We start from the raw sequence: 13349 nt of genomic DNA, 5'->3' as shown, positions 1-13349 counted from the left end.
GCACAATTATATCATGGAGATACCCTGTCGATTAAGCGCAAATGCAGTACTGGCGCGGGTTTCGCAAATGAGAATTGTTCCGGAAGAAAGATTCTGCGCCATGCATTTCAGATGACAAGTGACATAAAAAACACCACAATGGCATTCAAGCATCATCCAGGTAATGAATTGGTTGTCACCATGCTCCAGAAATTGCGCAAAATCCTCATCCCCATCGTCGTCATCGGCCTGATCGCCTTTCTGGGTTTTTCCCTGACCCAAAAGCCGCAAGCACCCAATATCAACTTTGTGACCCTGCAAGGCAAAACCATTCCCTTGTCATCGCTGCAAGGCAAAATGGTGCTGGTCAATTTCTGGGCCACAGATTGCCCAGGCTGCATTGAGGAAATGCCCGAGCTGATCAATACTTACCAGCAATATAAGGACAAAGGCTTTGAAGTCGTTGCCGTAGCCATGCCCTACGACAAGCTGCAACAGATCATCACTTACAGTCAGAACAACGCCCTGCCCTTCCCGGTGGCCCATGACAGTCAGGGCGAGGCAGCCGAAAAATTCAGCGATGTGCGTGTGACCCCAACCTCCTTCATCATTGATAAGCAGGGCAGGATTACGCAAAAGCTCATAGGCGTGCTGGATTTTGCTGCACTCAGGCAATTACTTAACCGCGAGCTGGGAGTAGCAGGCTGATGTTGTGGATTAAGGCATGGCATATCATCTTTATGGTGACTTGGTTTGCGGGCTTGTTTTACTTGCCGCGCTTGTTTGTCTATCACGCCCAGACAGAAGACAGCACAGGCAGTGCGCGCTTCAAGATCATGGAGCGTAAGTTATTCTTCGGCATCATGACCCCAGGTGCGGTGCTGACTATCGTCTTCGGCATGTGGCTATGGCAGGGTTATGGTATTTCCGGCGGCTGGCTGCATGCCAAGCTAACGCTGGTTGCCATTCTGATTGCCTACCATCTGTATTGCGGCAAACTGCTGTTTGATTTCAAGCATGATCGCAACCGTCACGGCCATGTGTTCTATCGCTGGCTCAATGAATTCCCTGTGCTGCTGTTGGCAGGGGTGGTGATTCTGGTAGTGGTCAAACCGTTCTGAAGGGGCATGCCATGTTCAAGCGTAACCAGTCATTATTGATGCAACTTCTGCGCAAGAGCAGAGGCAAACCCGCATCGCGCTTGCTTGGCATGTTTGACCTTAGCCAGCATATTGACCAGCTTTCCAGCGCCACCGCGACAGAACTTACGCAGCAAACTCCCGCCCTGATGCGTCACCTGACCAAGCTTGCCAAACGCAGTGGCGCACAAATTCCAGAAGTACTGGCGCAACAAATTCTGATTATGTTTGGCAATGCATTGCAGCAGGAACTGAAACAGCCAGGCTGCCACGCGCTGCACAATGCACGCATTGCCTCAGACGCATTGATACATGCGCAATGCGATGGCAGCTGGCGCAAATTTGGCGATTTCAGCATGAGCGCCAGCTTTGTGAGCCTGATTGGTATGGCGATATTTTTGGGTTGGTACATCATGCGCGATCTGCCGCCAGTGCACAAAACTCCCGCCAGCCATCAACTGTGGAATACCGTTGCGCAGGAGCCTGCCGCCAGCCCCAAACTATTAACCAGCTTGCATCACACTCTGAATCAAATGCGCCAAGCCAATTGCCACTTCCCACAGGCGCTGATGCTGGATGAATCTGAGCGCGAGGTGTACTTGCGCCAAGTGGTTGCAGGCGCCCCCTCCAATCAGGATGCGGAAATGCGCCTGGCGAGCAAACTCATGCAAAGAGTCAGTTGCGAATACAAACCGCTGACCATGCTTTCAGAGCCTGAACAGGCTTATATCAAGGCCCAGCTTATTCTCCCGGGCGTCACCGCAAATAAACCTATTCAGCGATCTTGAGTTAGCCAGCAATATTGAGCTAGCAAAAGGTCTTGAGCCAGCGATTTGATTTGGCCTAAGGTTATTTTTTGGCCTGGCTGCGGCTATTAAAAACTCAATTACCCCTATCCCACCGACATCCACATCACCACACCCATACCGGCCAATCTCAGGCTACAACGCCATTTCATCACTTGCTACTAGTTAAACTCCTGCGCTGCGACACAAGTTCGCCTAGTAAAAAAGTGAAAAAAATAGTCTTAACCATACCTTCCAGTAAACAGCACCATTAAGTTTTCCCACTGGCTGATCATGGCCATGTTTACACTTTTTTATACTTTCGTAACAACTTGTTTACACTTAAGACAAGCATGAACTGGAGGCAGGACTTATACTCGGGCGTGAGTTGAATAAATTGCAATCAAGACTTGATATTCAACAGCAACGCTAGCAATACGTATATACTAAATTGTATATATCCGCCACACTCACAGTGTGCACCCACAAGGAAACAGATTATGTCCGTGTTACGGGAAAAAATACTGCATGTTGCCTCTGACTTGTTTCAGACGCGAGGCATCAATTCGACAGGTGTAGACACAATTGTGGCGGTGGCTGGCACCACCAAGATGACCTTGTACAAATATTTCCGCAGCAAAGAAGACCTGATTCTGGAAGTATTGCAAAAGGGTCATGCCGATTTCACCACTTGGTTGAGCAACAACCTCAACAAGAACACCAAGAAGCCTTCTGAACGCCTGCAGAAGCTGTTTGATTTTATCGAGGAGTGGGTCACCGCCCCTGATTTCCGTGGCATGGCTTTTCTTAAAGCTTCTGCGGAGTTTCCCAATGAAGAAAATCCGGTGCACCGCCTCTCTGCCGAGCAGTCACGTCAGTTCCGTCAGTTTTTGGTAGAACTGGCCGCCGATGCTGGCGCGCGCGATCCAGATAGCCTGGCGCTGCAGTTATCTATCTTGATTGAGGGCGCTATCCAAGCCGAGCAAATCAAGCGTGGTTCTGGCGCGGTGAAATATGCCAAGAAGGCCGCCAAAATTCTGATTGAGAACTCCCTAGAAACCCAGGCCGCCGCCTAAACGCTGAACTCAAAAGTACCCAAGATCAAGCCCGCAAAGTATTGCGGGCTTTTTTCATGCTTGCAGTCCCACCCCGCGCCCGAGATAATGCGGCTTTACTCTTTAGATTATAGATAGACACATGCGCATACTCATTTGTGGCTCCATGGCATTCGATACCATCATGGTGTTTGGCGACCAATTCAAAAATCATATCCTGCCAGACAAGATCCACATGCTGAATCTTTGCTTCTTCGTGCCGGAAATGCGTCGTGAATTCGGCGGCACTGCAGGCAATATCGCCTACAACCTCAAACTGCTGGCTGGTGACCCGGTCATTATGGCTACCGTAGGTGAGGATTTCGCGCCGTACAGCATCTGGCTGCAGCAAAACCAGCTGGATACCACACACATCAAGCAAATTCCCGGCAGCTTTACTGCACAAGCCTTTATCACCACTGATCAGGAAGATAACCAGATCACCGCCTTCCATCCGGGTGCCATGCAGGAATGCCATCAGAATAGTGTGTTGGATGCCAATGACATCAGCCTGGCGATTATCGCCCCCGATGGTCGTGATGGCATGTTCCAGCACGCCAGAGAATGTCATGAGCAAGGCATTCCCTTTATGTTTGACCCTGGCCAGGGCTTACCCATGTTCAGCGGCGAAGAACTGCTGCATTTCATTGAGCTTGCCACCTATGTGGCCGCCAATGATTACGAAGCGCAACTTATGCAGGAAAAAACCGGTCTCAGCATTGAAGAGATTGCCAGCAAGGTCAAGGCACTGATTATTACCAAGGGCGCTGAAGGCTCTACTATTTATGCTGATGACCAGGTCTTTGAGATTCCCCCTATGGCGGCATTGCAGGTAGTTGACCCGACTGGCTGTGGCGATGCCTACCGCGCTGGTCTGCTTTATGGCATTGTTCAGGGCTGGGACTGGCCAGTGTGTGGCCGTCTGGCCTCAGTCATGGGCGCACTGAAAATAGAAAGCCGCGGGGCACAGAACCACAAGCCTACCCGCGATCAAATCCAGCTTGCTTACAGCCAGGTGCTGGTGAACGAAACCCTGGCACAACACGTAGAAGAAACTAACGCTTAAGGAGCATGATATGCGTACTACCTCACTGATTGCTGCGGCAGGTATCCTGCTGGTTCTGAGCGGCTGCATGAGTTCCAATTCCGGGGATGTTTACAGCCGCGACGAAGCGCGCAAAACCCAGACGGTGCGCCTGGGCGTGGTGGAAAGCGTGCGCAACGTCAAACTTGAAGGCACAAAAACCCCCATCGGTGGTGGCGCAGGTGCGGTAGTGGGCGGCATTGCGGGTAGCTCGGTTGGTGGCGGCAAAGGCCAGGCGATTGCGACAGTGCTGGGCGCACTGGTGGGTGGCCTGGCAGGTGCAGCGGCTGAAGAAGGCGTTACCCGCAAAGATGGTCTGGAAATCACGGTAAAACTGGAAAATGGCACTATGTTGGCCATCGTGCAGGAAGCCGACGTAGCCTTCAGCCCTGGCGACAAGGTACGTCTGGTTGAAAGCGGTGGGACTACTCGCGTTACCCACTAAACGGCTTACTCACTCTACGTATCTTCTCGCAGTATCACAGCGTTAATCTAACGCTGCAAAATCCAATGACGCCGGGCTTTTGCCCGGCGTTTTCATAAAAGCTTAAACTTTCCTTAACTTTTCAGTCATTTGAGACTTTTACAGTGCTGCTAATTTCAACAGCAGTCAGGAAAGCCTCATGCTTGATCGGCAGTTACCCCTAGGCAACAAACCCGGAGCGAGCCAACTTTACGTCAGCCTGGCCCGCAACGCCTCTGAAATTGCAGAAGCGCAGCGCCTGCGTTACAAAGTATTTGCAGAAGAAATGGGTGCCAATCTGGCTGGTGCGAATGGCCTGGATCAAGATGGCTTTGATGCATTTTGCGACCACTTGCTGGTGCGCAATCAAGACACGGGGGAAGTGGTAGGCACTTACCGCATATTAAGCCCCGCCATGGCCAATGAAGCAGGCGGTTATTATTCCGCCGCTGAATTTGACCTCACGCGTTTACGTCACCTGGCACCCAGCATGGTAGAAGTGGGCCGTGCCTGCGTGCACAAGGATTACCGCATGGGCGGCACCATTACTTTGTTGTGGGCAGGTCTCGCCAACTACATGAAAGTACACAGATACGAATACATGATAGGTTGCGGCAGCATAGGCATGGCCGATGGCGGTCATATGGCAGCAAGCCTGTATCACCAGTTGCAGAAAGAGCACCTGTCGCCTGCTGAATACCGTGTGTTCCCCAATTGCCCCTTGCCGCTGGAAGCCCTGCGTCACGACCAAGAAGTGACTTGCCCGCCATTGATCAAAGGCTATTTGCGCCTGGGTGCCTATATTTGCGGCGCACCCGCCTGGGACCCTGATTTCAATACGGCCGATATCCTGGTCATGCTACCATTAGCCCGACTCAACAAACGCTATGCAGCTCACTTTTTCAAATAGGCTGCCCGCCAACCCCTGCTTGCAAAATAAGAAAACCGCACTCCCCGCGCAACTCTATCGTCTGACGCGTTTGGCCCTGCATACACTCTATGGATTGGTGGTTGCGGCCACCATACTGCCACGCGTCAGTGCCAGCAGGCGTGACCTCATCATCAGGCGCTGGAGCAGGCAGTTTCTTGGCATACTCAACATCAGGGTCATTGCCAAAGGCCATGTGCCTGACGATGGGACTCAAGGCACCATGTTTGTGGCCAATCATATCTCCTGGCTGGACATCCACGCGCTCAACAGCCTGCGTACCGTGCGCTTTATCGCCAAAGCCGACATTCGTGGCTGGCCAGTCATAGGCTGGCTGGTGGCCCAGGCCAACACCTTGTTTATAGAGCGTGAAAAAACCCGTGATACCGGGCGCATGGTGCTACCGCCGTAGCAAGCCTTAAAGCCGGAGATACCTTGTGCTACTTCCCGGAAGGCACAACCACGGACGGCACTGAATTACGTCCTTTCAAAGGCGGCCTGATGCAAGCAGTCATTGACAGCAACACCAGCATACGTCCATTTGCCATCCGTTACCCCAATGAAGATGGCAGCGTGAATATCGCCATGGCCTACCATGCTGATACCACGCTCTGGCAATCGCTGCGCATGGTGCTGGCACAACACAGTCCGGTGATAGAACTGGATTTTGCTCCGCCGATTGCCAGCAGTGGACATGAAAGACGTGGCTTGTGCTTGATGGCACGCCAATCCATCGCGGCCAGACTGAACTTGGATTAATACTGCAGGCTGAATTTAGATTAAGTAACTAGGCGGGACATGACCTGGAGCATTGCATCCAGATCGTGGCAGATGCAGCCCTTGGCATTAACAGTGCAGGTAGAGCGCTAGCTCAGTGGGAAATGTCAGCAGCCTTGCAATAACCGCAGCATTTACTTGACCTGCCGCGCGCCATCCGCAGGATCACAACCCACCTGGAAAGTCGCACCATCTTCCAGCCGCAGCGCGGTGAGCTTGCCGCCCCAGAGGCAACCAGTATCCAGTGCATAGAGATTATCGCGCTGCTGCAAGCCCAAGGCAGACCAGTGGCCAAAAATCACCGTAGCATCGGCAGAAGCACGGCCCGGCACATCAAACCAGGGCACGCATCCCGCAGGCACATCGGCCAACTCCCCCTTGAAGTGGAAGTCCATCGCGCCCGAAGGGCTGCAAACACGTAAGCGCGTCATGGCGTTGGTTATCATGCGCAGCCTATCCATGCCTTCAAGATCATCCTGCCACTGCACCGGGTAATTGCCATACATCTGTTGCAGAAAATCTCGGTAGTCTGCACCACGCAAAGCCAACTCCACCTCACGCGCCAATGACACCGCCTGCGCCGCCGTCCATTGTGGCAACAGCCCCGCATGCACCATCACATATTCACCCTCTTGATGAATCATGGGGCGGAAGCGCAGCCAGGTCAGCAACTCATCACGGTCTGGCGCCTCAAAAATGGCTTGCAAAGTATCACTGCGATGGGCACGCACATAGCCTTCGGCCACCGCCAGGGCATGCAGATCATGATTACCCAGCACCAGAATCAGGCTATCTTCATGCGCCTTGGCCCAGCGCAAGGTTTCTAGTGAACCATTGCCGCGATTGATGAGATCACCCACCAACCAGAGCTTGTCTTTTGCGGGATCAAACTGGATTACATCCAGCAGAGAGAGGAAGGATTGAAAACAACCCTGAACATCACCTATGGCGTACGTGGACATATCAGGGTTGTAAAAAAAGAATCAGATTAGCGAATTCAGACCAGCGAATTAAGCTAAAAGCTTATTCGCTCTTTTCCGCATCGGCAGCAGGTGCCTCGGCTTCAGCAGGCTCAGCTTCTTCCGCATCATCAGCCGCTGGTTGCGCTGCTGCTGCAGCGGCGGGAGCTTGCACTTCAGGATCATCAATATGGCTGGCCTGAATACCAAAAAACAGACGTGCCACCAAAAACAGCACCAGCACAGGCGCAAACAAGCCACCGAGGGCAGCAAGAATGAATTCTTTTTTAGTGGTCTTGGGGAAATCTAACTCGTGCGCGCTCATGCCAGCCATGTCCTTGATACAGGGGAAAATGCCGTCAATTATACTCAATAACCCGCAACTGGGAAAAGGTTACTAAGCGGGACAGCAAGGCCAGCATTTGCTATAATTCGCGCCTTGCCTCGCATGCGCCCGTAGCTCAGTTGGATAGAGTGTTGGTTTCCGAAGCCAAAGGTCACAGGTTCGACTCCTGTCGGGCGCACCAACCAGATACAAAAGTGGGCACTTGATTAGACTGGCGGCTTCGACTTGAAGCTAATTGAGCTAGTGCCTCATGACTATACGTCGTCATCGCTATTCTAGATATCACCACCATCTCATCCCCTGGCAAGTACAAATAGCGCTTTGCACACCCAGAGTCTTTGGCAAGCAACTTGGCATTTAAGGTCTTAGCAAAGGCATCCAAGTGCTTGGTTTTGATTTGGTCTACAGGTGAAAGCCGCACACGTCGAACGCTTACAAACTCCTAACCTAGCGCCACTCGCGCAGGCTGCTGCTGCGCTCTTTTTTGCAATATCTCATCCAACCCAACGACAAAGCGTTCAGCCTGCTGATGGCAGTATGCCAAGGCAATCATCTGAGTTACTTCACTCAACAACTACATTTATAACTTTTTGATTCCGAGGCCAAAGGTCACTTGCCTGCTTTTCTGGATACTTACCAAGCCTCGTTCTACACGGCAAAGACTACGGCCTCAAATGAAAAGCTCAGCTTTTTGAAAACCTTTAATAAATCAAATACAGACTTTCATGAAAGCAAGGCAGAATTCTTTGATGTTAAAGACTCGTACTCCGCCTTTGTAAAAACCTTAACGTTAGAAAATCTTGTATCCAACATAAGATTATTCTTTAGATTTTCCACTATGCCTTTAAATGAAAAGCTTTTCGCATTAATCCCTGAGAAAAATCCAGTTCTATTTTCTACAATTAGCAACCAAGGTCCAGGATATTGAAGTAAAAACCAGCATTTTATCCCTGAATTTTTTGCTATGACCTCCCAGCCATAATACTGATACTGAATTGGCAGTGATGTATCAAACCCGAGATTTTCGAACACTTTGGCAATCAAAGTCGCAAGCTTGAGACCACCAGGAATTGTGATGTCACCGGAGCTTGAATACTCAAACTCATCGATGATTAAACTTTCAAAAGTTATGAAGATTTGTTCGCGCCCCATGGATTCACCTTGTAAAGCATGCAACTAAAATAGAATGGTATAACCACATTCTTAACCCTTAGTCATTTAAAGCTCACCACCCAAATCCTAACACTGAAAACAATTTTCCCATTACCCAGCTTCACCTTCTCGGGCGCACCATTTCCACTCTAACGCTCTGTTTGAGAAGTCACTTCTCCTCTTGAGTTTTAATTATTAACGATTCTTTTAAAATATTATTTTCACTGTCATCGCACTAAAATCAATTAGCTTACGCTTGCAACGCATAAATCTTTGCGATAAGACTTAGTCATTATGGTAATAAAGTATTGATTTCTTTCATACTCGATTGCCGCCAAGTAATTATCTTTGCAAAAAGGCGCATCACTATTCCTCGCCGCATTCACAACCCAACCATTATCAAAAAGGGTCTGTCTTAAAATCTCGCGGCTTCCGCACCAAGGAACAGCATAGCTTATTGCCATGCTTTGCCTCGATACATTAGCTGATCTTTCCCAATTGCTACATTCACTCAAACTTTTTTGCAGCATTGAAAAAGAATTTTCTATCCATATCCTATCATTGTAAGAAGCCACATAAGGGGGATTATGGTAATGAGATACACCCCAAAATATGAATATAAATGGAACCAGAAAAATACCTAATAAACTTTCCTCATACCCTGAATTTTTCAACGAAGTCTCCTCACCAATATCTCTCTTCTTATCGAAACACCAGCTTAGCAGCCTTTTAATTAAAATCCGTCATTATCAGGCTTACTTAAAAACAGATATGTTTAATCAAATTTTTTTGCAATATTAAGCAGCCAAGAATTGATTTGCATTATTTTCTGTTCACTACTCATCGTTGTCGATACAACGTAAGTATTGTCTTCCCAATCGTTCAATGTTCTATTACGTTCAAGACTTAGAAAGCTATCTCTTCCATCGTATACAATGCGGAATTTTTGATTTCCTCGATTGAAAACTACATGCCAACTGCCAAAAACTCGTGGTGGGGCTTCGAACTCTTCTACAGAAAACTGTGCATCATTGATTGCTTTATATAATGCAGCTTTATCCATTAACCACACCCCCTCCTTAACCTCTTGACTGAATTATCACTGACCCAATGTTTCATATAGCATCATGACAGTCTCTTTCCATTGCCCAGCTTCACCCTCCTGGGCACACCTGTCTTAAATTAATCCGCAGTCCTGTGCCGCTAGGTGTTAAATAAGTTTACTTGGTGACTTCTCTGGACATACCCCATGTGACATCCAAGGATAACTTTCAGCGCCGAGTATGAAGTTTTTAGCCCACCTTCATACCCACGCCCCTCATCGGCCTGTTACTTACGCTATGGAATTTAGGTCTTAGTTATTTTAGAAAGCTTTTCCCCATCCTTGTTGCTGCAATCCAATATCCCCAATGTACCGTTAGATAGGATAAAACGATTGTCGCTATTGCAATCAAAAGCCAGACGAGAGCAGGGAGTTTTGGCAGAAACTCGTCAAGACCTTGCAATAGGTCGGCTAAGCAATAAGTAAAACCCAGACATGCCAGAAAGCCAGCAATAGGGATTAGAACGACCAATAGGCTGGCATAGAACGAAAGCCAGACAAGTTTTTGCCTTTCCTCTTTGCTTGGGAGGCGATGTTGGGCACGAGCAAATGCAGACCACAGTGACTACCGCAGAAACTAACACCTCGACAATTCCAGCACTGGCCCCAGGATCGTAATCAATAAAGGAAAATATTGAGACTGCCACTACTATCATGGCAATAAAAGTCACCGTGAATATACTCACATACTTACCATAACGAACCTCTTCCATACCCTCCCTTATGAATGTTCTGTTTTTAATTATTGCCTTAGCTTAATAACAGCTATGCCTGCCAATTTCCTTTAGCATCGCCTCTAATTGGCATGGAGTTTTTGACAGAATTGCAGCACAAAAATATAAGAGCAGCTCTCCAATGAGAGCTGCTCTTAGTTTATCGGGCGCAGGCTGCTACTTTCCAAACGGATAGAAGATTTGCTTCCAATACCCTTGGGGTACGGGATGTCCGCCAATTCCATATCCGCTGGGCCATTGCTTAGGCGGCATGTAGTAAGTGCCAAACAATTTATCCAGCCAGGGGAAGTGGATGGCGAAATTCACATCTATCGCTTCTTTTTCAATGCCGTGATGCCAATGATGGAAGCGTGGCGTCACGATAATCGGCTTCAAGAACTCGACGTTAAAGCGCACGTTGGCATGAACAAAGGTAGCGTAGAGGTAAACCATCAGGATATAAGCGTGCATTGCCGTTTCCGCAAAGCCCAGGAGGTACATGGGATGATGGTTAATCCACGTAGCGCGATCACTTCTATCAAATGCATACGTGAGCCAGCTAACCAGTCCATGTGTTGCGCGGAGTGATGTATGGCATGGAAGCGCCAGAGGGCAGGGATTTGGTGGAAGGCGCGGTGAAACCAGTATTGAACAAAGTCAGTCAGCACCATGATTTCAATAAACTGCAGCCATAACGGCTGGCTGGCTACTGCTTGACGCAGACCATGCCAATCCTGGGTATGCGCCAGCAGTGTGTACGATGGCAATAAAGACAGATAACTCAGGCTTTGTACAAACAGGCTGCTGACCAAGAAATACAGCAGATCGTCACGCCACTCTGGCCTGAACAGCGCCTGCTCACGCAAGCGGCCAAATAATTTTTCCAGCGGGATAAACAGCAAGCCCGTCATGAGTAGATTGAGGGCAAACCAATCCAGACCCAATAAGGCTTGAGATTGGCTGGCTTGGTAAAGCTGGCTTTCACCGAGGATGGAGGCTGTGAAAATGGCCACCAAGGCACTCCAGCCCAGGATTTTATTTTGCCGCAACATCATGTTCAGGCATGCAAGCACAAAGCCCAGCAACATCATGGCTTGCAACACAGGATTAAACCAAGGGCTTTGATAGATGACCCGCAATGGCTCAAGTGAGAATGCGGCGGGGAATGTCTTACCCAACATGAACGAAAGGACTGCAAGGCCCAAAACCAATGCCCCTACCCCACTAAGCCAGCCCTTGCCAAAACGACGTTCAGGTGTGGGCGACTCCAGGTCTGCACGTATCGCCAATCGTAAACGCTTAATCATTACATCAACTCCCTGATATTTTTATTGTTGCGACTACTTCACTTTATTTCACGGATTTTACCAATTATGGATGAGCTGGATAGGCGCAATTACAGTTTAGCGCGCTGCTTGAAACGCTTTGTGGCTCTCTAAAGCATTAAAGCAACGCTTGATGCAGATGAGCTTAACCTCAAACTACAGCAATCAAACTAAACAAAATTATCGGCACCCAATGTGGAGCTTGTGCCTGGGCTAGCGGCTGTTTTTCTCATACCCGTGCATCAGGATGGGCAAAAAGTCATCATGCCCGGCAATCAGCCTACCCTGTGCTTGGTGCAGTTCCATCCAGAAAAATGAAAACAGGATTGCAGCCTCACCAGTATCCGCATGGTGTTCTTCGTGCAACCAATTAGCGGGCATCACTTCTTGCGCATTGATCTGCACATGAAACACATGGCGTTGATGTACCTCAGCCTTGCCATAGCGCAGCATGGAATATTGGTAACTGCCCAACAGGCTGATGTTTTTAAAAGCGCTTATTCCCGCTTCTTCATGCAATTCTCTAATGGCGGCTTGTTCGGGTGTTTCTCCCTGCGCCACGGTGCCTGCAACTACCTGAATACCAGCTCGGGAAACTGCGGCTGGGTAAACACCAGAAACTTTTCTCCCCAGGTGACATACACCATGGCTTTATGTTTCAGCGTTAAATCAGCTTGGGGGCTATGCATGAACAAAACTCCAGAGAGTGATTGCAATGTGTGTAATTGCTAAAGAGGCTGCTCGCGCACTCAATTCCGTAAATATAAGGGATATGAACTGAGCCTAAGCCAGTAGTGTTTTGAAGACTAGCCATTGATTTAATTTTACCGCTCATCTGGGCTGAAAGCTGACCAGCCCTAATGCGGCTCAGTTGGGCATTGAAGATGCCTAATGCATAATTGATACTCGACTAGGCCACTGACTGGGATTTTGCATGCGCCATATCCGCCGCCCTGCAAGCTTGCAAGCACTGCTCGCGCTCACAAGTGTTGTGCTGTTGCTTTCTCTGCCACTGGATGTAATGGCGGAGTCTTTCTCTGGCAAGGTCATAGAGGTTGTGGATGGTGACACCATTATCGTGCTGGATGAACCCCATCAACACAAGGTCAAGCTACTGGGGATAGATGCACCTGAAAATAGGCAGCCTTATGGCCCTGAATCGCAGGCGATGCTGGCCGAGTTGATCGCTGGCGAGACCGTGGTGGTGGCTTTCACGGAGCGGGATAAACAAAAGCGGCTGATAGGCAAAGTGATCTTCAAAGGCCAGGATGTTAGCTACTTGCAGTTGCAGCATGGGATGGCCTGGTCGTATCAACACCATCAAAAGCTGCAAGAGGCTGAAGACCGCTCGCTATATGTGCATACAGAAAAACTGGCCAGAAAGCTGAAGATAGGATTGTGGGCTGATAAATGGCCCCAAGCGCCTTGGGCATTCAGGAAAAAGGCCGAGATTCAACGTAAGGCGGCAATCAAATCCAAAGCAGCTCACAGCCAATAAAGGCT

17 protein-coding genes, 1 tRNA gene and 2 pseudogenes are annotated in these 13349 nt (G+C 49.2%); 12 read left to right on the top strand and 8 right to left on the bottom strand.

Annotated elements, in window-relative coordinates; all coding sequences use genetic code 11:
- Positions 1–180 precede the first annotated feature (180 nt).
- From JCM2850_RS08970 to JCM2850_RS22730, 10 genes and pseudogenes are all read left to right on the top strand, one after another.
- Complete coding sequence (locus tag JCM2850_RS08970) at positions 181–687, top strand: peroxiredoxin family protein (RefSeq protein WP_025871292.1); 507 nt, start codon at positions 181–183, stop codon at positions 685–687.
- Positions 687–1100 (top strand): protoporphyrinogen oxidase HemJ, encoded by a 414-nt coding sequence (hemJ, locus tag JCM2850_RS08965; RefSeq protein ID WP_025871291.1) that lies wholly within the window; start codon positions 687–689, stop codon positions 1098–1100. Before JCM2850_RS08970 ends, hemJ begins: the two co-directional genes overlap by 1 nt.
- Positions 1101–1111: 11 nt before the next feature.
- Positions 1112–1906: a hypothetical protein gene (locus JCM2850_RS08960; protein WP_025871289.1), complete on the top strand. Its 795-nt coding sequence runs from the start codon at positions 1112–1114 to the stop codon at positions 1904–1906.
- A gap of 497 nt (positions 1907–2403) precedes the next feature.
- A complete protein-coding gene (locus tag JCM2850_RS08955; RefSeq protein WP_025871287.1) occupies positions 2404–2979 on the top strand; it encodes a TetR/AcrR family transcriptional regulator in 576 nt (191 codons plus the stop codon).
- Between the two features lie 121 nt (positions 2980–3100).
- Positions 3101–4063, top strand: coding sequence for a carbohydrate kinase family protein (locus JCM2850_RS08950; protein ID WP_025871285.1), 963 nt, complete (start codon positions 3101–3103; stop codon positions 4061–4063).
- Positions 4064–4073: 10 nt separating this feature from the next.
- Positions 4074–4526: an outer membrane lipoprotein gene (locus JCM2850_RS08945; protein WP_025871283.1), complete on the top strand. Its 453-nt coding sequence runs from the start codon at positions 4074–4076 to the stop codon at positions 4524–4526.
- Between the two features lie 178 nt (positions 4527–4704).
- Complete coding sequence (locus tag JCM2850_RS08940; protein ID WP_025871281.1) at positions 4705–5454, top strand: GNAT family N-acetyltransferase; 750 nt, start codon at positions 4705–4707, stop codon at positions 5452–5454.
- Between the two features lie 19 nt (positions 5455–5473).
- Positions 5474–5884 carry a lysophospholipid acyltransferase family protein gene (locus JCM2850_RS23430; protein ID WP_267879264.1) on the top strand — a complete coding sequence of 137 codons (411 nt, stop codon included), beginning with the start codon at positions 5474–5476 and terminating at the stop codon, positions 5882–5884.
- A gap of 23 nt (positions 5885–5907) precedes the next feature.
- Positions 5908–5961: pseudogene (locus tag JCM2850_RS23425) on the top strand (hypothetical protein); the annotation flags it as partial.
- A gap of 12 nt (positions 5962–5973) precedes the next feature.
- The gene (locus JCM2850_RS22730; protein WP_234406190.1) at positions 5974–6231 is read left to right on the top strand and encodes a hypothetical protein; all 258 of its coding nucleotides are present in this window, start codon (positions 5974–5976) and stop codon (positions 6229–6231) included.
- 152 nt (positions 6232–6383) lie between these two features.
- On the opposite strand, the gene JCM2850_RS08930 is transcribed toward JCM2850_RS22730, so the two are convergent.
- Entirely contained in the window at positions 6384–7211 is an 828-nt protein-coding gene (locus JCM2850_RS08930; RefSeq protein ID WP_025871279.1) for a symmetrical bis(5'-nucleosyl)-tetraphosphatase, read from the bottom strand.
- Positions 7212–7272: 61 nt separating this feature from the next.
- Positions 7273–7581, bottom strand: coding sequence for a hypothetical protein (locus JCM2850_RS08925; protein ID WP_148301227.1), 309 nt, complete (start codon positions 7579–7581; stop codon positions 7273–7275).
- 77 nt (positions 7582–7658) lie between these two features.
- On the opposite strand from JCM2850_RS08925, the gene JCM2850_RS08920 reads away from it, so the two are divergent.
- A tRNA-Arg gene (locus tag JCM2850_RS08920) sits at positions 7659–7735 on the top strand.
- Between the two features lie 542 nt (positions 7736–8277).
- Here the strand turns inward: JCM2850_RS08920 and JCM2850_RS08910 are convergent.
- The 6 genes and pseudogenes from JCM2850_RS08910 to JCM2850_RS20470 all read right to left on the bottom strand — a co-directional run bounded on the left by JCM2850_RS08910 (position 8278) and on the right by JCM2850_RS20470 (position 12407).
- The gene (locus JCM2850_RS08910) at positions 8278–8706 is read right to left on the bottom strand and encodes a hypothetical protein (RefSeq protein ID WP_025871275.1); all 429 of its coding nucleotides are present in this window, start codon (positions 8704–8706) and stop codon (positions 8278–8280) included.
- A 245-nt stretch (positions 8707–8951) separates the two neighbouring features.
- Complete coding sequence (locus JCM2850_RS21405) at positions 8952–9380, bottom strand: hypothetical protein (protein ID WP_148301226.1); 429 nt, start codon at positions 9378–9380, stop codon at positions 8952–8954.
- A 101-nt stretch (positions 9381–9481) separates the two neighbouring features.
- Positions 9482–9769, bottom strand: coding sequence for a hypothetical protein (locus tag JCM2850_RS08905; RefSeq protein WP_025871274.1), 288 nt, complete (start codon positions 9767–9769; stop codon positions 9482–9484).
- A 295-nt stretch (positions 9770–10064) separates the two neighbouring features.
- A complete protein-coding gene (locus tag JCM2850_RS23955) occupies positions 10065–10370 on the bottom strand; it encodes an ABZJ_00895 family protein (RefSeq protein ID WP_199898300.1) in 306 nt (101 codons plus the stop codon).
- A 328-nt stretch (positions 10371–10698) separates the two neighbouring features.
- A pseudogene (locus tag JCM2850_RS22725) lies at positions 10699–11192 on the bottom strand (sterol desaturase family protein).
- An 867-nt stretch (positions 11193–12059) separates the two neighbouring features.
- Positions 12060–12407, bottom strand: a complete 348-nt coding sequence (locus JCM2850_RS20470; RefSeq protein ID WP_025871272.1) for an NUDIX domain-containing protein — start codon at positions 12405–12407, stop codon at positions 12060–12062.
- Between the two features lie 373 nt (positions 12408–12780).
- On the opposite strand from JCM2850_RS20470, the gene JCM2850_RS18220 reads away from it, so the two are divergent.
- On the top strand, positions 12781–13344 hold the full coding sequence (locus JCM2850_RS18220) for a thermonuclease family protein (protein WP_051525339.1): 564 nt from the start codon (positions 12781–12783) through the stop codon (positions 13342–13344).
- Positions 13345–13349 lie beyond the last annotated feature (5 nt).

The organism is Methylobacillus glycogenes JCM 2850, assembly GCF_000617925.1.
Classification (GTDB): domain Bacteria; phylum Pseudomonadota; class Gammaproteobacteria; order Burkholderiales; family Methylophilaceae; genus Methylobacillus; species Methylobacillus glycogenes.
The sequence above is the reverse complement of the archived record's forward strand: the minus strand, read 5'-3'. Positions and strand labels throughout refer to the sequence as shown.

What these genes read in the sequence shown, in the direction of transcription:
- JCM2850_RS08940 (WP_025871281.1), top strand. Translation starts at nt 4,705, where the DNA reads ATGCTTGATCGGCAGTTACCCCTAGGCAACAAACCCGGAGCGAGCCAA.
- JCM2850_RS08930 (WP_025871279.1), bottom strand. Translation starts at nt 7,211, where the DNA reads ATGTCCACGTACGCCATAGGTGATGTTCAGGGTTGTTTTCAATCCTTC.
- JCM2850_RS08945 (WP_025871283.1), top strand. Translation starts at nt 4,074, where the DNA reads ATGCGTACTACCTCACTGATTGCTGCGGCAGGTATCCTGCTGGTTCTG.
- JCM2850_RS08970 (WP_025871292.1), top strand. Translation starts at nt 181, where the DNA reads ATGCTCCAGAAATTGCGCAAAATCCTCATCCCCATCGTCGTCATCGGC.
- JCM2850_RS08905 (WP_025871274.1), bottom strand. Translation starts at nt 9,769, where the DNA reads ATGGATAAAGCTGCATTATATAAAGCAATCAATGATGCACAGTTTTCT.
- JCM2850_RS08950 (WP_025871285.1), top strand. Translation starts at nt 3,101, where the DNA reads ATGCGCATACTCATTTGTGGCTCCATGGCATTCGATACCATCATGGTG.
- JCM2850_RS22730 (WP_234406190.1), top strand. Translation starts at nt 5,974, where the DNA reads ATGCAAGCAGTCATTGACAGCAACACCAGCATACGTCCATTTGCCATC.
- hemJ (WP_025871291.1), top strand. Translation starts at nt 687, where the DNA reads ATGTTGTGGATTAAGGCATGGCATATCATCTTTATGGTGACTTGGTTT.
- JCM2850_RS08910 (WP_025871275.1), bottom strand. Translation starts at nt 8,706, where the DNA reads ATGGGGCGCGAACAAATCTTCATAACTTTTGAAAGTTTAATCATCGAT.
- JCM2850_RS18220 (WP_051525339.1), top strand. Translation starts at nt 12,781, where the DNA reads ATGCGCCATATCCGCCGCCCTGCAAGCTTGCAAGCACTGCTCGCGCTC.
- JCM2850_RS08955 (WP_025871287.1), top strand. Translation starts at nt 2,404, where the DNA reads ATGTCCGTGTTACGGGAAAAAATACTGCATGTTGCCTCTGACTTGTTT.
- JCM2850_RS08960 (WP_025871289.1), top strand. Translation starts at nt 1,112, where the DNA reads ATGTTCAAGCGTAACCAGTCATTATTGATGCAACTTCTGCGCAAGAGC.